General features: G+C 73.4%; 16 protein-coding genes. 5 read left to right on the plus strand and 11 right to left on the minus strand.

Annotated elements, in window-relative coordinates:
• Window positions 1-164: 164 nt before the first annotated feature.
• Window positions 165-791, minus strand: coding sequence for an NUDIX domain-containing protein (locus tag AZE13_RS08065; RefSeq protein ID WP_066928377.1), 627 nt, complete (start codon window positions 789-791; stop codon window positions 165-167).
• A gap of 94 nt (window positions 792-885) precedes the next feature.
• The gene (locus tag AZE13_RS08070; RefSeq protein ID WP_066928379.1) at window positions 886-2,577 is read right to left on the minus strand and encodes a CTP synthase; all 1,692 of its coding nucleotides are present in this window, start codon (window positions 2,575-2,577) and stop codon (window positions 886-888) included.
• A 450-nt stretch (window positions 2,578-3,027) separates the two neighbouring features.
• Between AZE13_RS08070 and AZE13_RS08075 the strand changes: the two genes are divergently transcribed.
• Both AZE13_RS08075 and AZE13_RS08080 read left to right on the plus strand, forming a co-directional pair.
• Window positions 3,028-4,860 carry a glycoside hydrolase family 15 protein gene (locus AZE13_RS08075; RefSeq protein ID WP_066928381.1) on the plus strand — a complete coding sequence of 611 codons (1,833 nt, stop codon included), beginning with the start codon at window positions 3,028-3,030 and terminating at the stop codon, window positions 4,858-4,860.
• A 77-nt stretch (window positions 4,861-4,937) separates the two neighbouring features.
• Window positions 4,938-6,713, plus strand: a complete 1,776-nt coding sequence (locus AZE13_RS08080; protein WP_258527629.1) for a PucR family transcriptional regulator — start codon at window positions 4,938-4,940, stop codon at window positions 6,711-6,713.
• 343 nt (window positions 6,714-7,056) lie between these two features.
• Here the strand turns inward: AZE13_RS08080 and AZE13_RS08085 are convergent, their stop codons facing one another.
• From AZE13_RS08085 to AZE13_RS08110, 6 genes are all read right to left on the minus strand, one after another.
• Window positions 7,057-8,232: a glycosyltransferase family 4 protein gene (locus tag AZE13_RS08085; RefSeq protein ID WP_066928383.1), complete on the minus strand. Its 1,176-nt coding sequence runs from the start codon at window positions 8,230-8,232 to the stop codon at window positions 7,057-7,059.
• A gap of 390 nt (window positions 8,233-8,622) precedes the next feature.
• On the minus strand, window positions 8,623-9,417 hold the full coding sequence (locus AZE13_RS08090; RefSeq protein ID WP_066928385.1) for a hypothetical protein: 795 nt from the start codon (window positions 9,415-9,417) through the stop codon (window positions 8,623-8,625).
• Between the two features lie 101 nt (window positions 9,418-9,518).
• Entirely contained in the window at window positions 9,519-11,273 is a 1,755-nt protein-coding gene (recN, locus tag AZE13_RS08095; RefSeq protein WP_066928387.1) for a DNA repair protein RecN, read from the minus strand.
• A 284-nt stretch (window positions 11,274-11,557) separates the two neighbouring features.
• Complete coding sequence (locus tag AZE13_RS08100; protein ID WP_066928389.1) at window positions 11,558-12,436, minus strand: NAD kinase; 879 nt, start codon at window positions 12,434-12,436, stop codon at window positions 11,558-11,560.
• Window positions 12,437-12,495: 59 nt separating this feature from the next.
• Window positions 12,496-13,311: a TlyA family RNA methyltransferase gene (locus tag AZE13_RS08105; RefSeq protein ID WP_066928393.1), complete on the minus strand. Its 816-nt coding sequence runs from the start codon at window positions 13,309-13,311 to the stop codon at window positions 12,496-12,498.
• A 37-nt stretch (window positions 13,312-13,348) separates the two neighbouring features.
• The gene (locus tag AZE13_RS08110; protein WP_258527631.1) at window positions 13,349-13,828 is read right to left on the minus strand and encodes a hypothetical protein; all 480 of its coding nucleotides are present in this window, start codon (window positions 13,826-13,828) and stop codon (window positions 13,349-13,351) included.
• A gap of 75 nt (window positions 13,829-13,903) precedes the next feature.
• Between AZE13_RS08110 and AZE13_RS08115 the strand changes: the two genes are divergently transcribed.
• The gene (locus AZE13_RS08115; protein ID WP_066928396.1) at window positions 13,904-14,251 is read left to right on the plus strand and encodes an SCP2 sterol-binding domain-containing protein; all 348 of its coding nucleotides are present in this window, start codon (window positions 13,904-13,906) and stop codon (window positions 14,249-14,251) included.
• Here AZE13_RS08115 and AZE13_RS08120 read toward each other — a convergent pair.
• The 3 genes from AZE13_RS08120 to AZE13_RS08130 form a co-directional block, all read right to left on the minus strand.
• Window positions 14,235-15,143 (minus strand): ABC transporter ATP-binding protein, encoded by a 909-nt coding sequence (locus AZE13_RS08120; RefSeq protein ID WP_066928398.1) that lies wholly within the window; start codon window positions 15,141-15,143, stop codon window positions 14,235-14,237. The genes AZE13_RS08115 and AZE13_RS08120 overlap by 17 nt on opposite strands.
• A gap of 103 nt (window positions 15,144-15,246) precedes the next feature.
• Window positions 15,247-16,362, minus strand: a complete 1,116-nt coding sequence (locus AZE13_RS08125; protein WP_066928400.1) for an iron chelate uptake ABC transporter family permease subunit — start codon at window positions 16,360-16,362, stop codon at window positions 15,247-15,249.
• Window positions 16,359-17,417, minus strand: coding sequence for an iron chelate uptake ABC transporter family permease subunit (locus tag AZE13_RS08130; RefSeq protein ID WP_079123794.1), 1,059 nt, complete (start codon window positions 17,415-17,417; stop codon window positions 16,359-16,361). Before AZE13_RS08130 ends, AZE13_RS08125 begins: the two co-directional genes overlap by 4 nt.
• A 67-nt stretch (window positions 17,418-17,484) precedes the next feature.
• On the opposite strand from AZE13_RS08130, the gene AZE13_RS08135 reads away from it, so the two are divergent.
• Window positions 17,485-18,525, plus strand: coding sequence for an ABC transporter substrate-binding protein (locus AZE13_RS08135; RefSeq protein ID WP_066928407.1), 1,041 nt, complete (start codon window positions 17,485-17,487; stop codon window positions 18,523-18,525).
• An 86-nt stretch (window positions 18,526-18,611) separates the two neighbouring features.
• Complete coding sequence (locus AZE13_RS08140; RefSeq protein WP_066928409.1) at window positions 18,612-19,493, plus strand: siderophore-interacting protein; 882 nt, start codon at window positions 18,612-18,614, stop codon at window positions 19,491-19,493.
• Window positions 19,494-19,497 lie beyond the last annotated feature (4 nt).

The raw sequence follows: 19,497 nt of genomic DNA on the forward strand, positions 1-19,497 counted from the left end.
GCGCACGGGGCCGCTGCCGAGCGTAGTTCACGGCCTGTCACGCGCCGTACGGAGCACGACGGTTGCTCACTCGATCGGATCGGCGGATCATCCGACCGGCGACAGAGCCCTGGGGCGGGACCGAGGGCGGAACAGGCCCGCAAGAGCCGGAGCGGCCGGGCGGATCAGGCCTCGAACGGCCGGGCCGGCCACGGCGCGCCGGCCGGCCGCAGCGCGTCCAGACCCGCGCCGCGCTGCGCCGCGGTGAGCGCCAGCACCCCCACCACCAGGCAGTTGTTGTGCAGCTCACCGGCGAGCACGCCGCGCACCAGCTCGTCCTGCGGCACCCGCGCCAGCTCCATGTCGGCCTCCTCCTCGGAGACCTCGAACCGCTCCCCCTCGGCCTCGGACAGCTCCCGGGCCAGGAAGATCCGGACCGCCTCGTCACAGCCGCCCGGCGTGGTGTAGACGTCGGTCAGCACCCGCCAGTCCTCGGCCTTCACGTGCGCCTCCTCGTACAGCTCGCGCTGCGCCGCGTGCAGCGGGTTCTCCCCGGGGACGTCGAGCAGCCCGGCGGGGATCTCCCAGAGCTTGTGGCGTACGGGGTGACGGTACTGGCGCAGCACCAGCACCCGGCCCTCGTCGTCCAGTGCGAGCACCGCCACGGAACCGGGGTGGACCTGGTAGTCGCGGGTGACGGTGGTGCCGTCCGGCATCACGACCTCGTCGGTGCGCACGCTGGTCTTGTTCCCGGTGAACGGTGTCGTGGTCGCGGTGACCGTCCACTCCTCCGGGGTGTCCTCGATCGCCATGGCGCGTCCTCCTTGTGCATCGACCCACGCGAAACCGGGGCACGGCTCGCAGAGCGAGTCCGTACCCCGGCCACGGTATCCGTCGCGGTTCCGCCTACTTCGCGGCGCCCGCCTTCTTCCCGGCGCCCGCGTTCTGCCCGGCGCCCGTCTTGCGCGCGACCGCGGCCTTCACCAGCCCGGCGAAGAGCGGGTGCGGGCGGGTCGGGCGGGAGCGCAGCTCCGGGTGCGCCTGGGTGGCGACGAGGTAGGGGTGCGTCTCGCGCGGGTACTCGACGTACTCGACGAGCTTGTTGTCCGGGGAGGTGCCGGAGAACTGCAGCCCGGCCTTCTTCTCCAGCTCACCGCGGTAGGCGTTGTTGACCTCGTAGCGGTGGCGGTGGCGCTCCTCGACGTACGCCTGGCCGTCGTAGACCTCGCGGACGATCGAGCCCTCGGCGAGCTTGGCGGGGTACATGCCCAGCCGCATCGTGCCGCCCATGTCGCCCTCACCGGCGACGATGTCCAGCTGCTCGGCCATGGTGGAGATGACCGGGTGGGCGGCGGCCGCGTCGAACTCGGTGGAGTTGGCGCCCTCGATGCCGGCCAGGTTGCGGGCCGCCTCGATGACCACGCACTGCAGGCCCAGGCAGAGGCCCAGCAGCGGGATCTTGTTCTCCCGGGCGTAGGTGATCGCGCCGACCTTGCCGTCCACACCGCGGTCGCCGAAGCCGCCGGGGATGCAGACCGCGTCGCAGTCGGCGAGCTGGGCGGCGGCGCCGGCCGGGGTCTTGCAGTCGTCGGAGGCGACCCACTTGACCTTCACCCGGGCCTTGTTCGCGAAGCCGCCGGCCCGCAGCGCCTCGGTGACCGAGAGGTAGGCGTCCGGCAGGTCGATGTACTTGCCGACCAGCGCGACGTTGACCTCGTGGTCGGGATTGTGGACGCGGTCGAGCAGGTCCGCCCACACGGTCCAGTCCACATCGCGGAACGGCAGGTCCAGCTTGCGCACGACGTAGGCGTCCAGGCCCTCGGCGTGCAGGACCTTGGGGATGTCGTAGATCGAGGGGGCGTCGATGGCGGCGACCACCGCGGCCTCGTCCACGTCGCACATCAGAGAGATCTTGCGCTTGATGGCGGTGGGCACCTCGCGGTCGGCGCGCAGCACGATCGCGTCGGGCTGGATACCGATGTTGCGCAGTGCGGCGACCGAGTGCTGGGTCGGCTTGGTCTTCAGCTCGCCGGACGGCCCGATGTAGGGGAGCAGCGAGATGTGCACGACGAAGACGTTGTCCCGGCCGACCTCGTGGCGGACCTGGCGGACGGTCTCCAGGAACGGCAGCGACTCGATGTCGCCGACGGTGCCGCCGACCTCGGTGATCACGACGTCGACGTCCTCGGTCGCCATCCGCCGGATGCGGTGCTTGATCTCGTTGGTGATGTGCGGGATGACCTGCACGGTGTCGCCGAGGTACTCACCGCGGCGCTCCTTGGCGATCACGGTGTTGTAGACCTGGCCGGTGGTGACGTTCGCACTGCCGTCGAGGTCGACGTCGAGGAACCGCTCGTAGTGGCCGATGTCCAGGTCGGTCTCGGCTCCGTCGTTGGTGACGAAGACCTCGCCGTGCTGGAACGGGTTCATCGTGCCCGGGTCGACGTTCAGGTACGGGTCGAGCTTCTGCATCGTTACCCGCAGGCCGCGCGCCTTCAGGAGCGCGCCCAGGCTGGAGGCGGTGAGCCCCTTGCCGAGCGAGGAGGCGACGCCCCCGGTGACGAAGATGTGCTTGGTCGTCGGAGATTTGGGCGGCATGGCCAAGAGGAAGCTCCCGTGGTCGCGAGGTGGAGAGGTACGAGGCGCCGTCCCGGTGTTGTCAGGGGTGCCGTCGCTGCGGTTCGGGGGAGCCGTGTCGTCTGCTGCGGCATCGGGCTGGCCCACCGGTCCACGGGGTACCAGGCTATCAGCGCCGGGGCGCGGTCGCTCCCGGCCGTGCGCGCGAGGGTCGCCCGGCGCCGCGGCCATGACCGTGTGTGACGCCTGCGTGACGGCCGTGTGACGGCGCTGCTTGACAGTGTCACGTGACGGAGCCCACCCGTTCGGAGCACCTCACTCGTCGCGAGCGTCGCGCGGATCACCCGCGTGCGTCGTATCCTGCTCGGACACTCGCAACGAGCCGTCCGGGAAGGCACCACCCCCGCCCGATTTCCGGTCCCGCTGCTCGGCGACGTTTCATGGGCAGGACGGACCGATTCACAACGTCCCATGGGGGGCGTGACTCCAGTTCGACGGGAGACGCACGTGGCCGGGCGCATCGAGGACTACGCACTTATCGGCGATATGCAGACCGCCGCTCTAGTGTGCCGGGACGGCACGGTCGACTGGCTGTGCCTGCCCCGCTTCGACTCACCGGCGGTCTTCGCGGGGCTGCTGGGCACGGAGGAGCACGGTTTCTGGCGGGTCGGGCCGGTCGACGGACCCGGACCGCGGCCGGCCGACCGCCGGCGCTACCGGGGCGATTCGCTCGTCCTGGAATCCGAGTGGGACACCCCGCGCGGCACCGTCCGGGTGATCGACTTCATGCCGCCGCGCGACGGCGCGCCGCAGGTGATCCGCATCGTGGAGGGCGTCAGCGGGCGCGTCCCGGTGCGTTCGGAGCTGCGGATGCGGTTCGCGTACGGCTGGGTGGTGCCGTGGGTGCACAAGATCGACGGCCGTACGGTCGCGGTCGCCGGCCCCGACTCGGTGTGGCTGGACACCGAGGCGGAGACGTACGGCAAGGACCTGACCACGTTCTCCGACGTCACCGTCTCGCCGGGCGAGCGGATCGCGTTCACCATCAGCTGGGAGCCCTCGCACAAGCAGCCGCCGGCCGTGGCGGACCCCGAGGGGGCGCTCGCGGCCACCGAGGAGTTCTGGCGCGAGTGGGTCGAGCACTGCACGTACCACGGCCCGTACCGCGACGCCGTGATCCGCTCCCTGATCACCCTCAAGGCGCTGACCTACGCCCCCACCGGCGGCATCGTCGCCGCACCGACCACCTCCCTGCCGGAGTGCATCGGCGGCGTCCGCAACTGGGACTACCGCTTCACCTGGCTGCGCGATGCCGCCATCACCCTGTCCTCCCTCCTGCGCACCGGCTACCGCGAAGAGGCGCGGGCCTGGCGGGAGTGGCTGCTGCGGGCGGTGGCCGGCGACCCGGACAACCTCCAGATCATGTACGGCATCGCCGGCGAACGGGAGTTGGGCGAGAACGAGCTCAACTGGCTTCCCGGGTACGAGAATTCGCAGCCCGTACGGGTCGGCAACGGCGCCGCCGGCCAGCTCCAGCTGGACGTCTACGGCGAGGTCATCGAGGCGCTGCACCTGGCGCACATGACCGGACTGTCCCGTAACGACTACGCCTCCCTCCTCCAGATCAAGCTGATCCAGTGGGTGGAGAAGCACTGGGACGAGCCGGACGAGGGCATCTGGGAGGTCCGCGGTCCGCGCCGGCACTTCGTCCACTCCAAGATCATGACCTGGGTGGCGGTGGACCGCACGGTCAAGCTGATCGAGTCCGGCGACGTCGACGGCCCGCTGGAGCGCTGGAAGGACCTGCGCGAGACGATCCACCGGGACGTCTGCGAGAAGGGCTACGACAAGGAACGCAACACCTTCACCCAGTCCTACGGCTCGCGGGAGCTGGACGCCTCGCTGCTGCTGATCCCGCAGATGGGGTTCCTGCCGCCGGACGACAAGCGCGTCATCGGCACGATCGAGGCGATCCAGCGCGAACTGTCCACCGAGGACGGCTTCGTCCTGCGCTACCCGACCGCCGGCGAGGAGGAGGGCGTGGACGGCCTGCCCGGCGACGAGGGGGCGTTCCTGGCCTGCTCGTTCTGGCTCGCCGACGATCTGGCGATGATCGGCCGGGTGGACGAGGCCCGCAAGCTCTTCGAGAAGCTGCTCTCGCTCCGCAACGACCTCGGCCTGCTGGCGGAGGAGTGGGATCCGGTGGCCAAACGCCAGGTGGGCAACTTCCCGCAGGCGTTCAGCCACGTCCCGCTGATCGACACGGCACTGCGGCTGACGGCCAGCGGGGCGTACGGGGGGTAGAGCCGGGCGGCCGGGCCGGAGGGGGCAGTCCGGGTGGCGGCGCTCCGTTCGCCGGGCTCCGGGTACGGTTCCTCGCCATGGGGCCGGAAGCGAAGGACAAGGACACGTACGGGGACGCCACGGCGGCGCACACGGCGGTCGAAGCCGAGATCACGGTGCGCAGGGCGCTCGAGCTGCCCGCGCTGCGGCGCGGACTGCCGGAGGTGCTGGCCGGCCAGGACCGGCTGGACCGTGCGGTGCGCTGGGTGCACGCGGGCGAGGTCCCACATATCGCCTCGCTGCTCAAGGGCGGCGAGCTGCTGCTGACCACCGGCCTAGGCCTGGGGTCCCGGCCGTCCGAGCAGCGTGCCTTCGTCCGGAAGCTCGCGGACCGCGAGATCGCCGCGCTCGTCGTGGAGCTGGGGTCGCGTTTCGCGGCACTGCCCCCGGCGCTGGTCGATGCCGCGCGGGACCGCGGTCTGCCCCTGATCCAGCTGCACCGCGAGGTCCCGTACGTCACGGTCACCGAGGCGATCCACACCGAGATCATCAACAGTCACTACGCCGTGCTGCGGCGCGCCGACGAGATCCTGCGGCGCTGCACCGACGTCCTGCTGCGCGGCGGCGGCGCCCCCGAGGTGCTGCGGCTGCTGGCCGCCTTCACGGGCAACCCCCTCTGCCTGGAGGCCCCCGACGGCAGCCCCCTGTACGCCGCGGGCCCGGGCACCGGCGGCGAGGGCGGGGACGGCGGCGACGGCGAGGGCGGGCCCGCGGACGCCGACCCGCTGCTGGCCTGGGAGGGCCTGCGCGACACCGGTGTACGCATCGACGTCCCGAGCGGAGGCCACGGCTCCGACGCGGTCCGGGCCCGGCTCGTCCTGCTGCCCGTCCACGGCCCCGTCGCACCGGTGCACCGGATCGCCGCCGAACGGGCCGCCGACCTGCTCGCCGTGGTGCTGCTCCAGTCCCGGCAGGAGGAGGTGCTCGCCGCCCGGGGCCGCGGTGACTTCCTCGCCGACCTGGCCGAGGGCCGGATCTCCGCGGCCGAAGCACCGGCCCAGGCCCGTCTGCTGGGCTTCCGTCCCGGACCGGAACCGGTCGTACTGCCGGTGGTCATGCGGCTGCCCGCCGGCCTCCCCACCCCGGGCAGCTGGGCCCTGCTCGCCCAGACGCTGCGCGAGGAACTCGCCGCTGCCGGAGTGCCGGTGCTGCTCGGCGTACGCCCTGTGGAGGGCCGGGTTCCCCTGCTGGTCGCGCTGCGCGCCGACCAGAACCGCCCCACCCTCACCGACCGCACCAGCCTCGCCGAACGCACCGCGCTCACCGACCGCACCGCGCTTGCCGACCGGACCACGCTCGCCGACCGGATCGCCGAGGCGCTGCGCGCCGGAGTGGTCCGCGCGAGCCTGGACCGGCCGGCCGCGCACCGCCCGGTGGTCGTCGTCGGTGCGGCGGGCGACTGGACGGCGGCGGGCCCCGGCCTGCGGCACGCGGCGGAGGCGACCGCCGCGGCCCAGGGCCTGCCGGAACAACCGTGGTACGACGCCCGCCGGCTGGACATCGAGCTGCTCCTGTGGCGGATGCGCGAACACGGCGAGCAGAACACGCTCACCGACTTCGTGGCACGCGCCCTCGGCCCCCTGCTCGCCCACGACCGCGGCGCCCGCCAGCCGCTGCTGCCCACGCTGGAGGCCTACTTGGCGAGCGCGGGCCGCAAGGCCGAGACCGCCCGCGACCTGAACGTCAACCGCCAGACGCTCTACGACCGGCTGGCCCGCATCGCCCAGCTCCTCGGCACGGACCTCGACGACCCGCAGACGGTCCTGAGCCTCCGCCTGGCCCTGCGCGCCAGACGCCACACGAACAATCCATAACGGGGGCCGCCCCGGCCGTACATGCCCACGCCGCCCCGCGTCGAGGGCCCGCGGGGTCCCGTAGCTGAGGGCTCCGTGGGATCCCGTAAGGGTCGGTCGAACAGATCCCCTAAGGGATACGAGGGCCCCCTGCGGGGCCACAACCGGCCGGGGCCGGGCGGTATTCCCGGCAGTCGGCCGCAATTCCCGGCTGCCGGCCCTAATTCCCGACTGACGGCCGCACAACGGACGGGGAAGGCGGGTCCAGGCCCGGGGTCTGTCCCATGGAGCGTGGCCGGGCCGTTGGGGCATGGCCGGGCCGTTGGGGCGTGGGCGGGCCGTGACCCGCCCCATGGGGCAGAACCTAGAAGTGCTGGATCGGCTGGATCGGCTCCGTCAACTCGTCGTACACGCTGAGGACCTGGGTCACGGTGTCGTTCTCGGTCGGCCAGCCGGCCGCCTGGGTGCGGCCCGCCGCGGCGAGCGCGTCCCGGCGTGCCGGGTCGGCGAGCAGGGCGAGGACGGTACGGGCCAAGGTGGCGGCGTCCCCGTAGCGGACCAGTTCCGCGGCCCGGCCGACGAGTTCGCGGGTGCCTCCGGTGTCGGTGGCGACCAGCGGCACCCCGGCCCGCAGCGCCTCCTGGGCGATCAGCGAACGCGCTTCCCACCTGCTGGGCAGCACCACCAGGTCGGCGGCGGCCAGGAGTTCGGGTACGTCGTCACGGCGGCCGAGCAGCTGGACGGGCAGCCGTTCCAGGTCGATCCGCCGCTGCAACGCGGCCCGCCGGCCGCCCTCCCCCGCGATGGCGACCAGCGGCTGTGGGTCGAGCGCGCACCAGGCGTGCGCCGCGTCCAGCAGCAGGTCGTGCCCCTGGCTCGGGTCGAGCCGGCCGACCGCGAGCAGCAACGGGCGGTCCACCGCGCCCAGTTCGGCCCGCTCCTTGTGACGCGTCCGGTCCTGCTCCTCGGGCTCGGCCCCGGTACCGGTCCCGGACCGGGGCCGCGGAATCGCCACCGGTGCCAGCCGGGCGTCCCGGGCGCCGCGTTCGCGCGCCCGGTCCACGAGGTCGGAACAGGCCCCCAGGACAACGGCGGCGGCCCGCGCCACCCTCCGCTCCATCAGATGCACCAGCCCGGCCCGTGCCCCCTCGGTGTGCGCCTTCGTGTGCCAGGTCATGACCAGGGGGACCCGCCGCCCTCCCCTGGGGGGACGCAGTCCGCGCAGCGCCGTCGAGGCGCGCAGACCGGCCCGCAGACCGTGCGCGTGGACCAGGTCGGCGTCCCAGCAGGCGCTGCGCAGCACGGCCACGCTCGCCGGGTCCGCCCGGGGCGGGACGTGCACGAACCGCGCGCCCGCACCGGTGAAGTCGTACGCCGCCTCGGCCTCCGGTGTGGCGCAGACGGTCACCCGTACCCCGCGGGCGACCAGCCCTTCGGCCAGCGAGCGGACGTGTGCCGCACTGCCCGCGCTGCCGTGCCCCAGCACCTGGACCGTGCGCAGCGGCGACAGCCCGTGCGTCGAGGTCGGGGTACTGATCACGTGGTGGGGACTCCTGAGTCGGGAGGAGCGGACCGTACCGGGAGGTCGGTCCGCTGACATCGGACTACGGGGCACTGCGGGTGCGGCACGGCCGGCCGGACGGCCGTCCACCCGCCCGGTATACGAGCGCGAGTACGGGCACGGCGAGCCCGCCCGGAACTGCGCACCGCGCCCCAGGATGCCAGCCCGGCGGCGCCAATTCGGCATCGTTCGCACGCTGTTCCGGTGGGAAGTCTCACTCCAGCGCCCACCGGATCACCCACATGGGCGACAAACCGCCCGCGCAGGCGAACGGTCCCTACGGGTGATCCAGCCCCCGGAGCGCGCCCGCCGGGGCCCCGCGGGGCGCGTACGCCGTTGCCCGGGCCATGCCCGACTACAGGCCCGCCCTCAGAGCCCTGCGGCCGCCGCCGCCCGGCTCACCCGGTCCCCCACCGCCGCGGCGGCGACCAGACCGGCGGCGTGGGCGGCCAGCCCGGTACTGCGGTTCGCCACAACGACGGCAAGGCCGAGGGCCGCGCCCAGCGCATGCGCCCCGGCATCCCCGAGCATCGTGCGCTCCCCCAGATCGTCGCCGACGACGGCGGCCACGGCCCCGATGGGCGCGGCGGACAGCGGCCCGGCCGGTCCGCGCCGCAGCAGTCCGGGCGCGCCGAGGGCCAGTACGGCACCGGCCGCCCGGCCCGGGCGTACGTCCAGGAGGTTCACCAGGTGCGCGGAGCCCGCGATCACCACGCCGGCCAGCAGCTTGTCGGCCGGGCGCTCCTGGAGGAGAGCGCCGGCCGCCAGCCCGGCGGCGCCGATCCCGAAGAGCTTCACCGCCCCACTGGTGACCTCACGGTCCCGCAGCGCCGAGAGGTGCGCCCGGAAGCCGCGCCGGGGGTCACCCGCGCCGCAGACGTCGTCGTACGCCCCGCAGACCCCGGCGGCCAGCACGGCCAGCGCCGTCGCGGTCCGGGTCCGGGCGGGCAGCCCGGGGGCGGTGGCGGCGGCGAGCGCGGTACCGGCGGCCGTGGCGAGCCCGGCGTGCAGATGTACGGTCCGGCCGGAGTGGTTCCGGCGCTCCCACCGGACGGCGCCGCCCGGCGGCCGGCTTCTCAGCGCCGTGTACGCGGCCCGGGTCACCGCTGCCGCACCGAGCAGCGCCGTGCCCCGTCCCCGCGCCTTGCCGCCGCCTGCCGCCATGTCCCGCTCCCTCCCGTTCCGCCCGGCCCCCACCGCACCCCGCACACCCCCACCCCGCAGGGCTGTACCTGAACCTGCGGAGCTGCACCCTGAAGACGGTGCTAGCCGCCCGTACGGGCCGTCTCCAGCAGTTCCTCCGCGTGTGCGCGGGCCGTTTCGGAGTCCTCCTGGCCGGCCAGCATGCGGGAGAGTTCGCGGACCCGCTCCTCGCCCTCCAGGACGGTGACACCGCTCCTGGTGACCGATCCGTCGTGGGTCTTCGCCACCAGCAGCTGCCGGTCCGCGAACGCCGCGACCTGCGGAAGGTGGGTGACGACCACGACCTGCGCCGACTTGGCGAGCCTGGCCAGCCGCCGGCCGACCTCGACGGCCGCCTTGCCGCCGACGCCCGCGTCGACCTCGTCGAAGAGGTACGTCGGTACGGGGTCGGAGCCGGCGAAGACGACTTCGACGGCGAGCATCACCCGGGAGAGCTCGCCCCCGGACGCGCCCTTGGCGATCGGGCGGGGCGGTGCGCCCGGGTGCGGGGCCAGCAGGAGCTCGACCTCGTCGGCACCGGCCGGGCCGTAGGCCACGGTGCGGCCGCCGACCTCGATGCCGTCGGCGTCCTCGGGCACCTCGGTCTGGCGGATCTCGACGGTCACCCGGGCGTGCGGCATGGCCAGTTCGGCGAGTTCGGCGGTGACCGCGTCCGCGAAACGCTTCGCCGAGTCGGTGCGGGCGTCGGTCAAGGCCTGTGCCAGCCCGCCGAGTTCGGTGCGCAGCGCGTCCCGTTCGGCGGTCAGCTCGCCGATCCGGTCGTCGTCGCCGTCCAGTTCGGCGAGCCGGGCGGCGCTCCGCTCGGACCACGCCAGTACGGCCGCGATGTCCTTGCCGTACTCGCCGTGCTCTCCGTACTCGCCGTACTTACGGGTCAGGTGGTTCAGGGCGGCGCGGCGCTCCTCGACCGCGGCGAGCCGCAGCGGGTCGGACTCCAGGTTGTCGGCGTAGCCGGCGAGCTCGCCCGCCACGTCCGCCATCAGGATGCCGATCTCGCCGAGCCGGTCGGACAGTGCGGCGAGCTCCTGGTCGTGGCCGCGTACCGCCTCCAGCGCACGGTGTGCGCCGGCGACCAGGGTGGTGCCGTCGACGCCCTCGGGGTCCTCGGGGTTGCCGGCCAGCGCGGTGTGCGCGGCGGTGGCGGCGGAGGCGAGGGCCTCGGCGTGGCCGAGCCGCTCGGCCTCGGCGGCCAGTTCGGCGTCCTCGCCGGGCTGGGGCTCGACCGCGGCGATCTCGTCGAGGCCGAAGCGCAGCAGATCGGCTTCCTGGGAGCGCTCACGGGCCCGGGTGATCAACTCGTCCAGCTCGGCGGTGACGGCGCGCAGCCGGCGGTGGGCGGCGGTGTACCCGGCGAGCGGCACGGTCACCGCGTCCCCGGCGTAACGGTCCAGGGCCTGGCGCTGGCGGGCCGGCCGCAGCAGGCCCTGCTGGTCGGTCTGGCCGTGGACGGCGACCAGGTCGTCGGCCAACTCCCCCAGCAGGCCGACCGGTACGGAGCGGCCGCCGACGTGGGCGCGCGAGCGGCCTTCGGCGGAGACGGTGCGGCTGATCAGCAGTGCGCCGTCGTCCAGCTCGGCGCCCGCCTCCTCGGCACGTATCGCGGCGGGGGTCCGGGGGCCGACGCCGATCCTGCCCTCCACGACCGCCGATTTGGCGCCGATCCGCACCAGGGCGGGGTCGGCGCGCCCGCCGAGCAGCAGGCCGAGGCTGGTGACGACCATGGTCTTGCCGGCGCCCGTCTCGCCGGTCACCGCCGTGAAGCCGGGGGACAGCTCGACTACGGCGTCGTCAATGACGCCCAGGGACCGGATCCGCATCTCCTCCAACACGGGTATGACCTTACGAGGTCCCGGGGGCGCCCCGCGACGGCCTCCCCCGTCTCATCCTTCCCCACCCCGTGGACCAGCGCTTTCGGAATTCCCCGCGAAGAAGATCGAAGATTCAAGTGCCGCACGAAGAAGATCGAAGGAGACCGACGAAGATCCACTTACCGCGTGACGAAACTCCGGAGAAGATCCACTGTCGCTCGGCCGACATGCCGGTGCACCACCATCGGAGCCGGTGCACCGGGCAAGCGAATCTAGAGCCTGTCCGATGGGTCCTAGTGCGGTGCGCCCCGCCACCCCGCCACCGGCAGGGCGAACTTGGCGACCAGGCGGTCCGTGAAGGAGGCGTGGTGCAGCCGTGCCAGGCGTACGGGGACGGCGCCCCGGCGGACCTCGACGCGGGCGCCGGCCGGGAGTTCGACGCTGCGGCGGCCGTCGCACCAGAGCACGCCGTGCGGGGTCTTGGGCTGGACCTCGACCGCGAGGACCGAGCGCGGCGAGGTGACCAGCGGCTTGGCGAAGAGGGCGTGGGCGCTGATCGGGACCATCAGCAGCGCCTCGACCTCGGGCCAGACCACGGGACCGCCGGCCGAGAAGGCGTAGGCGGTCGAACCGGTCGGGGTCGCGCAGACGACTCCGTCGCCGCCGAAGCGCGAGACGGGCCGGCCGTCGACCTCGGTCACGACCTCCAGCATCCGCTCCCGCGCAGCCTTCTCCACCGAGGCCTCGTTGAGGGCCCAGTCGGTGTGGACGACGGTGCCGTTGTTGCGGACGAGGACGTCGAGCGTCATCCGCTCCTCGACCTCGTAGGAGCGGGTGACGACCCGGTCCACGACCTTGTCGAGGTCGTCGCGCTCGGCCTCGGCGAGGAAGCCGACCCGGCCGAGGTTGACCCCGAGCATGGGAACCCCGGACGTCCTGGCGAAGTCCGCGCCGCGCAGCAGCGTGCCGTCGCCGCCCAGCACCACCAGCAGTTCGCAGCCCTCGGCGGCGCACTGCTCGGTCTGCACGCGCTGGACCTCCGGCGGCAGCGGCAGGTCCGCGGCCTCCTCCGCCAGCACCCGCACCCCGATCCCGCAGCGCAGCAGCCCCTGAACGACGAGTTCGGCGCTGCGGACGGCCGCAGGGCGGCCGGTGTGCGCGAGGAGGAACACCGTCCGGCCGGCTCCGGTGTTCTCGGCTGCTGCGCTGTCTTCAACTGCCTGGGTAGTGGTCAACGAGGCCCCTCCGCCACTGCACGGTCGACGTCCGCCGGGTCGAGTGCAGGCGCCCCGGCGCGCAGCCACAGAAAGTACTCGACATTCCCGGAAGGTCCAGGGAGCGGGCTCGCCACCACGCCGAGTACACCGAGTCCCAGCTCGGCCGCGCGGGCGGCGACGGTGCGTACCGCCTCGGCGCGCAGCGCCGCGCTGCGCACCACGCCGCCGCTGCCCAGCCGCTCCTTGCCGACCTCGAACTGCGGCTTGACCATCAGCACGAGGTCCGCGTCCGGTGCCGTACAGCCGACCAGCGCGGGCAGGACGAGCCCCAGCGGGATGAAGGAGAGATCGCCCACGACGAGGTCGACCGGCTGCGAGTCGATCGCCTCCGGCGTCAGCTCGCGCACGTTGGTGCGGTCCTTGACGGTGACCCGCTCGTCGCTCTGCAGCGACCAGGCGAGCTGTCCGTATCCGACGTCGACGGCGACGACGTGACCGGCGCCGGCCCGCAGCAGCACATCGGTGAATCCACCGGTCGAGGCGCCCGCGTCCAGCGCCCGCCGGCCCTCGATCCGCAGTCCGCGCGGGACGAAGGCGGCGAGGGCGCCGGCCAGCTTGTGGCCGCCGCGCGAGACGTACTCGGGGTCGTTCTCGTCGGCGCGGACGACCAGGGCGGCGCTGGTCTCCACCTGGGTGGCCGGTTTGGTCGCGGTGGTGCCGCCGACGGTCACCCGGCCCGCGGCGATCAGCTGGCTCGCGTGCTCGCGCGAGCGGGCCAGCTTGCGGCGCACCAGCTCCGCGTCGAGTCGGCGTCGTGCCACTCCTGCCACCTGTGGTTCAGCTCCTGTTGTCGTACGTCGTCCGCCGTCACGGACGACGGTGTGCCGGCGTGGGGGAACCCGTCCCCGGAGGTGCCGGGGACGGCGCGGGCGGCCCGGGCTGCCGGTCGAGGCCGGCCAGCACATCGCGCAGTCCACGGTGCACATCCTCGTACACCTGGAGGTGTCCGCTCGACGGCAGGTGGTCGGCGTCGGCGAGACGCCGCAGGCCGGTGTCGACGGCGGACTGTCCGGTGGGGGTCACCCCCACTCCGAGCGGCCGCGGCCCGTCGGGCACCGCCGGCTCCCCGGGCGCTTCGGAGTCCCCGGGCTCCCCGGAGTCCCCGGGCGCTCCGGGCCGTACGGGCTCCCCCGGCACGGCCTCCACCGCCTCCTCGGCCTCCACCGCCTCCTCGGCCTCCACCGCCTCCTCGGCCACCACGGCCTCCTCGGCGGCTGCCACGGCCCCGGCGGCGTCCATGGCCCCCGGGGCCGCCTCCGGCTCCGCGCCGGGCATCGGCTCTCTCATGCCCCCGACGCTACCTCGACGGGAGGCGTCACGGGCGAACCGAGTCGCCCCCGACCTGGCGTATCGTCGGGCGCGATGGCAACCCTCGACCAGTGCCGTGCCGCGCTCGACCGGCTGGCCCAGAACCTGTCCTCCGCCGGCGGCGGCGTGCGTGGCGCCGCCGCCCTCGACCGTTCGCTCAGCTGCCGCATCACGGACCTCGATGTGACGTTCGTCGGACGGCTGGCCGACGGCACGCTCCGGGACGTCACCAGCGTCGCCGGTCCGCCTCCGTACAAGGCCGAGATCCGGCTGGCCATGGCGGGCGACGACCTGGTCGCCCTGGTCGACGGGCAGCTGAACTTCGCCAGGGCGTGGGGCAGCGGCCGGGTCAAGCTGGAAGCCGGGCTGCGCGATCTGATGCGCCTCAGGACGCTGCTGTAGCCCCCACGGCGGCCTCGGCCGCTCCGGTCGCTCCGGTGTCCGCGGCCGCTCCGGTCTCCCCGCCGCCGTCTCCCGCGTCCGCTTCCCCGGCCCGGCCCCCGGCCCGGCGCGGCTTGCGCGCCGCCGGCACCACCAGCGGGGTACCGCTCTCCGGGTCCTCGATGACCTGGCAGGTTATCCCGAAGACCCGCCGCACCAGCTCCGCCGTGACGATGTCGGCGGGCGCGCCCTCGGCGACGACCGCGCCGTCCTTCATGGCGATGAGGTGGGTCGCGTAGCGGGCGGCCTGGTTGAGGTCGTGCAGCACCGCGACCAGCGTCCGCCCCTGCTCCTCGTGCAGCTCCGCGCAGAGGTCCAGCACCTCGAACTGGTGCTGGATGTCCAGGTATGTCGTCGGCTCGTCGAGGAGGAACAGCGGCGTCTGCTGAGCGAGCGCCATCGCGATCCACACCCGCTGCCGCTGCCCGCCGGACAGTTCGTCGACATAGCGGTCGGCGAGGTGGGCGACGCCGGTCGCCGCCATCGACTCCTGGACGATCCGCTCGTCGTCGGCGGACCACTGCCGCAGCAGCCCCTGGTGCGGGTAGCGGCCGCGCGCCACCAGGTCGGCGACGGTGATCCCGTCCGGCGCGGTCGAGGACTGCGGCAGCAGCCCCAGGGTCCGGGCGACCTTCTTCGCCGGGAGCGAGGAGATCGCCGAGCCGTCCAGCAGCACCGATCCCGCGGCGGGCCTGAGCATCCGCGAGAGCGCCCGCAGCAGGGTGGACTTGCCGCAGGCGTTGGGGCCGACGATGACCGTGAAGGAGTGGTCGGGGACGGCGACCGTGAGGTTCTCGGCGATGACCCGCTGGTCGTAGGCGAGGGTGACGTTCTCGGCCGTGAGACGGCTCACTTCGAAGCTCCTGGGGTTGTCCTGCGGTGGTGGTGTCGCTGCTGCGGTGCGGCAGGCGCCGGGCTGATGCCCGTCGGACCCGGCGGTGGCATCTCATACCGGGTCACATCCGGCCCGCTTTCCGCTCCGTGGCCAGCAGCCACACCAGATAGCCGCCGCCGAGGACGCCGGTCAGCACGCCCACCGGCATCTGGTCGGCGCCGAAGAGCTGCTGCGAGACCCAGTCGGCACCGACCAGCAGACCGGCGCCCATGAGGGCGGCGGGCAGCAGGTTGGGCCCGGGCGACCGGGTGAGGCGGCGGGCCAGCTGGGGTGCGGTGAGCGCCACGAAGGAGATCGGCCCGGCCGCCGAGGTGGCGGCGGCGACCAGCACGACCGCGGCGAGCAGGACGACGATACGGACCCGGTTGACCCGTACGCCGAGCGCGTACGCGGAGTCGTCCCCCATCTCCAGCATGCGCAGCGGCCGCCCGTAGCACAGCACCAGGGGGAGGCAGACGGCGCAGACCACGGCCAGCGGCCGGACCTGGTCCCAGTCACGGCCGTTGAGGGAGCCGGTCATCCAGACGGTGGCCCGGGTCGCCTCGACGATGTCCGCCTTGGTCATCAGGTAGAGCACCATCGCGTAGAGCATGGCGCTGGCCCCGATGCCGACGAGCACGAAGCGGTAGCCGTGGATGCCGCGTTTCCAGGCGAGCAGGAAGATGGCGAGCCCGGTGACCACCCCGCCGGCCATGGCGCCGGCGGCGACCCCGAAGGTGTCGGCCTGGAAGAAGACGATGGCGACCAGCGCGCCGACGGAGGACCCCTGGGCGAAGCCCAGGACATCGGGGCTGCCCAGCGGGTTGCGGGAGACGGTCTGGAAGACCGCGCCGGCGACCCCGAACGCGGCTCCGACCAGCAGCCCCACCAGGACCCGCGGCAGCCGCAGGTCCTGGACGATGAACTGCGCTCCGGCGTCGCCGCCACCGGTCAGCGTGGCGACCACCTCGGCCGGCGTCATCGGGTAGTCGCCGGAGCCGATCAGCGCGACGGCGGCGGCCAGCGCGACGGCCAGCAGCAGCAGTCCGGCGACGAGGGCGCGGACGTCCAGCCGGAGCGAGAGCCCTCCCGCGGTACGCACCGCCCGCACCGGCTTGGCGCCCTTCCCGGGCTGCACGGTCTTCCTCCCCGGCTTCCCGGAACCGGCGGACTTCCGGGGCTTCACGGTCGTACTCACAGCTGGGCCATCCTCCGTCGGCGTACGAGATAGATGAAGACCGGGCCGCCGATGACGGCCGTGACGATGCCGACCTGGAGCTCGCCGGGCCGGGCCACGATCCGGCCCAGGACGTCCGCGCCGAGCAGCAGGACCGGTGAGAGCACCGCGGAGTACGGCAGGATCCAGCGCAGGTCGGGCCCGGTGACGGCCCGTACGGCGTGCGGGACCATCAGGCCGACGTAGACGATCGGGCCGCACGCGGCGGTCGCCCCGCCGCACAGCAGGGTGATGGCGAGCATCGCCAGCACCCGGGTGCGGGTCAGCCGGGCGCCCAGTGCCCGCGCCTGGTCGTCGCCGAGCGCGATGGCGTTCAGCGGCCGGGCGAGCAGCAGCGCGAGGACGGCGCCGGCGGCGAGGAACGGGGCGATCCCGGTGACCGTCGGCATGGTGGCGGAGGCCAGCGAACCGACCGTCCAGAAGCGCATCCGGTCCAGCGCGGCGCTGTCCATCAGGTTGACGGCGTTGATGTAGCCGATGAGGACGGCGGTGAGCGCGGTGCCGGCCAGGGCGAGCCGGACGGGGGTGGCGCCGCGGGTGCCGCCCAGGACGTACACCGCGCCCCAGACCGCCGCGGCGCCGGCGAAGGCGAACCACACATAGCCGGTCAGTGAGGTGACGCCGAAGAAGCTGATGGCGGAGACGACCGCGGCCGAGGCGCCGGCGTTGATGCCCAGAAGTCCGGGGTCCGCCAGGGGATTCCGGGTCAGCGCCTGCATCACCGTGCCGCCGAGGCCGAGGGCGGCACCGACGATCAGGCCGAGCAGGGTGCGGGGGATGCGCAGGTCGTGGACGACCACGTCGGTGTCGTTGCCGGTGTAGTGGAACACCCCGTGCCATACCTGGTCGAGGGGTATCGGCTTGGCGCCGACGGCTATGCCGAGGACGACGATGACGGCGAGCACGGCCACGGAGGCGACCAGCCCCAGGGAGCGCGTGACAGGCCGCCGTCGGGGCGCCGCGGGGACCGGGGCCGGAGCCGTGGCCGTGGTTGCTTCGGGGGGACTGTCGACCAACACGACAGTTAGGTTAGCCTACCCTCACATTGGACCTGTAGGCCCTCCCAGAGAGAAGCGCACCCACATGAGCACCACCCGAAGCGTATCGCTGTCCCGCCGCGGCATCCTGGCCGCGGGCGGCGCCGTCGGAATCGGCGCCCTGCTCGCCGCCTGCGGCGGGGACAAAGGCTCGGCGGGCGCCAACGGTGGTGCCAAGGGCGGCGCCAGGAGCGGCCCGTGGTCCTTCACCGACGACCGCAAGCGGAAGGTCTCCCTCAAGAGCACCCCGCAGCGCATCGTCGCCTTCACCGGTACCGCGGCCGCGCTGCACGACTTCGGGATCGACGACCAGATCGTCGGCGTCTTCGGACCCACCAAGCTCAAGGACGGCAAGCCCGATCCGCAGGCCGGTGACCTCGACGTCGACAAGGTCACCATCATCGGCAACAAGTACGACCAGTTCAGCGTGGAGAAGTACGCGGGCCTACGCCCCGATCTGCTGGTGACCAACATGTACGAGCCGGGCCAGCTGTGGTTCGTCCCGGAGGCCAGCAAGGACAAGATCACCACACTGGCCGAGCAGGTGGCCATCACCTCCTCCCGCACCCCGCTCGTCAAGATCATCGAGCGGTACGCCGAACTGGCGGAGGCGCTCGGCGCCGACCTCGGGGCCAAGAAGGTCACCGACGCCAAGGCCCGCTTCGAGAAGGCCTCCGAGCGGCTGCGCCAGGCCGCCAAGGCCCACCCGGTCAAGGTGCTCGCCTGCTCCGGCAGCGCCGACCTCTTCTACGCCTCCAACCCCGGTATCAACGCCGACCTCATGTACTACAAGTCCCTCGGCGTCGACCTGATCGTGCCCGACCACCTGGACAAGGCCGGCTACTTCGAGAGCCTGAGCTGGGAGAACGCCGACAAGTACCAGGCCGACGTACTCCTGCTGGACAACCGGACCGCCACCCTCCAGCCCAAGGACCTCGCCGCCAAGCCCTCCTGGGCGAAGCTGCCCGCCGTCAAGGCGGACCAGATCACCCCGTGGTCCAGCGAGCCGCGCTTCTCCTACGCGGGCTCCGCACCGCTCATCGAGGCGCTCGCCGAGGCCATCGAGAAGGCCAGGAAGGTCAGCTGACACCCCGTTCCACGGCCGCGGTGGGGCACCCGCCACCGCACTCCACCGCGGCACCCGCCCCCACCACCGTTCCGGGAGGTACCCGCATGACCACGACCGCCGCCCCCGCCACCGCACCGTTCCGCTTCTTCGATGTGCACGTCGTCCGCTCCCGGCGGCTCGGCCCGTCCATGGTGCGGATCACCTTCGCCGGTGAACGGCTGGACGAACTGGCCTCCGGCGGCCGTGACCAGCGCTTCAAGCTCTTCCTCCCGCAGCCCCACCAGGACCGGCCGGTCTTCGAGGACACCGGCGAAGGCTGGTACGCCGCCTGGCGGGTGCAGGATCCGGCCGAACGCCCGGTGATGCGGTCGTACACGATCCGCGAACAGCGCCCGCACACCGGGGAGTTCGACGTGGACTTCGCGCTGCACGGCGCCGGCCCGGATGCCTCGGTGACGGCGGGCGGGCCCGCCTCCCGGTGGGCCGCCGGCGCCCGGCCCGGCGACCGGCTGACCGTGCTCGCCCCAGTGGTGCAGGACAACGGCGGGGTCGACTTCCGCCCGCCGGCCGGCACCGACTGGATCCTGCTCACCGGCGACGAGACGGCACTGCCCGCCATCGCCGGCATCCTCTCCTGGCTCTCCCCCGGCACCCGGGCCAAGGTCTGGCTGGAGATCGGGCACGAGGACGACCGGCAGCCGCTGCCCTCCTTCGCGGACACCGACATCACCTGGCTCGTCCGGGACCACGCGGGCGGCGAGCCGGTGCTCGACGCGCTGCGCGCCGCCGAGCTGCCCGAGGGCACCCCGTACGCCTGGGTCGCCGGCGAGGCGGGAACCGTCAAGGCGGTCCGCCGCCACCTGGTCCGCGAGCGCGGAATCGGCCGCCGGGCCGTCAAGTTCACCGGCTACTGGCGGCGCGGGGCCACCGAGGAGGACCTGATCGCGGAGCTGACGGCGGGCACGGCGCCGTCCGACGAGGACTGAGCAC

The organism is Streptomyces sp. NBRC 110611 (assembly GCF_001590865.1).
In the GTDB taxonomy this organism is placed as follows: Bacteria; Actinomycetota; Actinomycetes; order Streptomycetales; family Streptomycetaceae; genus Streptomyces.

What these genes read in the sequence shown, in the direction of transcription:
- AZE13_RS08135 (WP_066928407.1), top strand. Translation starts at nt 17,485, where the DNA reads ATGAGCACCACCCGAAGCGTATCGCTGTCCCGCCGCGGCATCCTGGCC.
- recN (WP_066928387.1), bottom strand. Translation starts at nt 11,273, where the DNA reads ATGCGGATCCGGTCCCTGGGCGTCATTGACGACGCCGTAGTCGAGCTG.
- AZE13_RS08140 (WP_066928409.1), top strand. Translation starts at nt 18,612, where the DNA reads ATGACCACGACCGCCGCCCCCGCCACCGCACCGTTCCGCTTCTTCGAT.
- AZE13_RS08075 (WP_066928381.1), top strand. Translation starts at nt 3,028, where the DNA reads ATGGGGGGCGTGACTCCAGTTCGACGGGAGACGCACGTGGCCGGGCGC.
- AZE13_RS08090 (WP_066928385.1), bottom strand. Translation starts at nt 9,417, where the DNA reads ATGGCGGCAGGCGGCGGCAAGGCGCGGGGACGGGGCACGGCGCTGCTC.
- AZE13_RS08110 (WP_258527631.1), bottom strand. Translation starts at nt 13,828, where the DNA reads ATGAGAGAGCCGATGCCCGGCGCGGAGCCGGAGGCGGCCCCGGGGGCC.
- AZE13_RS08065 (WP_066928377.1), bottom strand. Translation starts at nt 791, where the DNA reads ATGGCGATCGAGGACACCCCGGAGGAGTGGACGGTCACCGCGACCACG.
- AZE13_RS08080 (WP_258527629.1), top strand. Translation starts at nt 4,938, where the DNA reads ATGGGGCCGGAAGCGAAGGACAAGGACACGTACGGGGACGCCACGGCG.
- AZE13_RS08115 (WP_066928396.1), top strand. Translation starts at nt 13,904, where the DNA reads ATGGCAACCCTCGACCAGTGCCGTGCCGCGCTCGACCGGCTGGCCCAG.
- AZE13_RS08070 (WP_066928379.1), bottom strand. Translation starts at nt 2,577, where the DNA reads ATGCCGCCCAAATCTCCGACGACCAAGCACATCTTCGTCACCGGGGGC.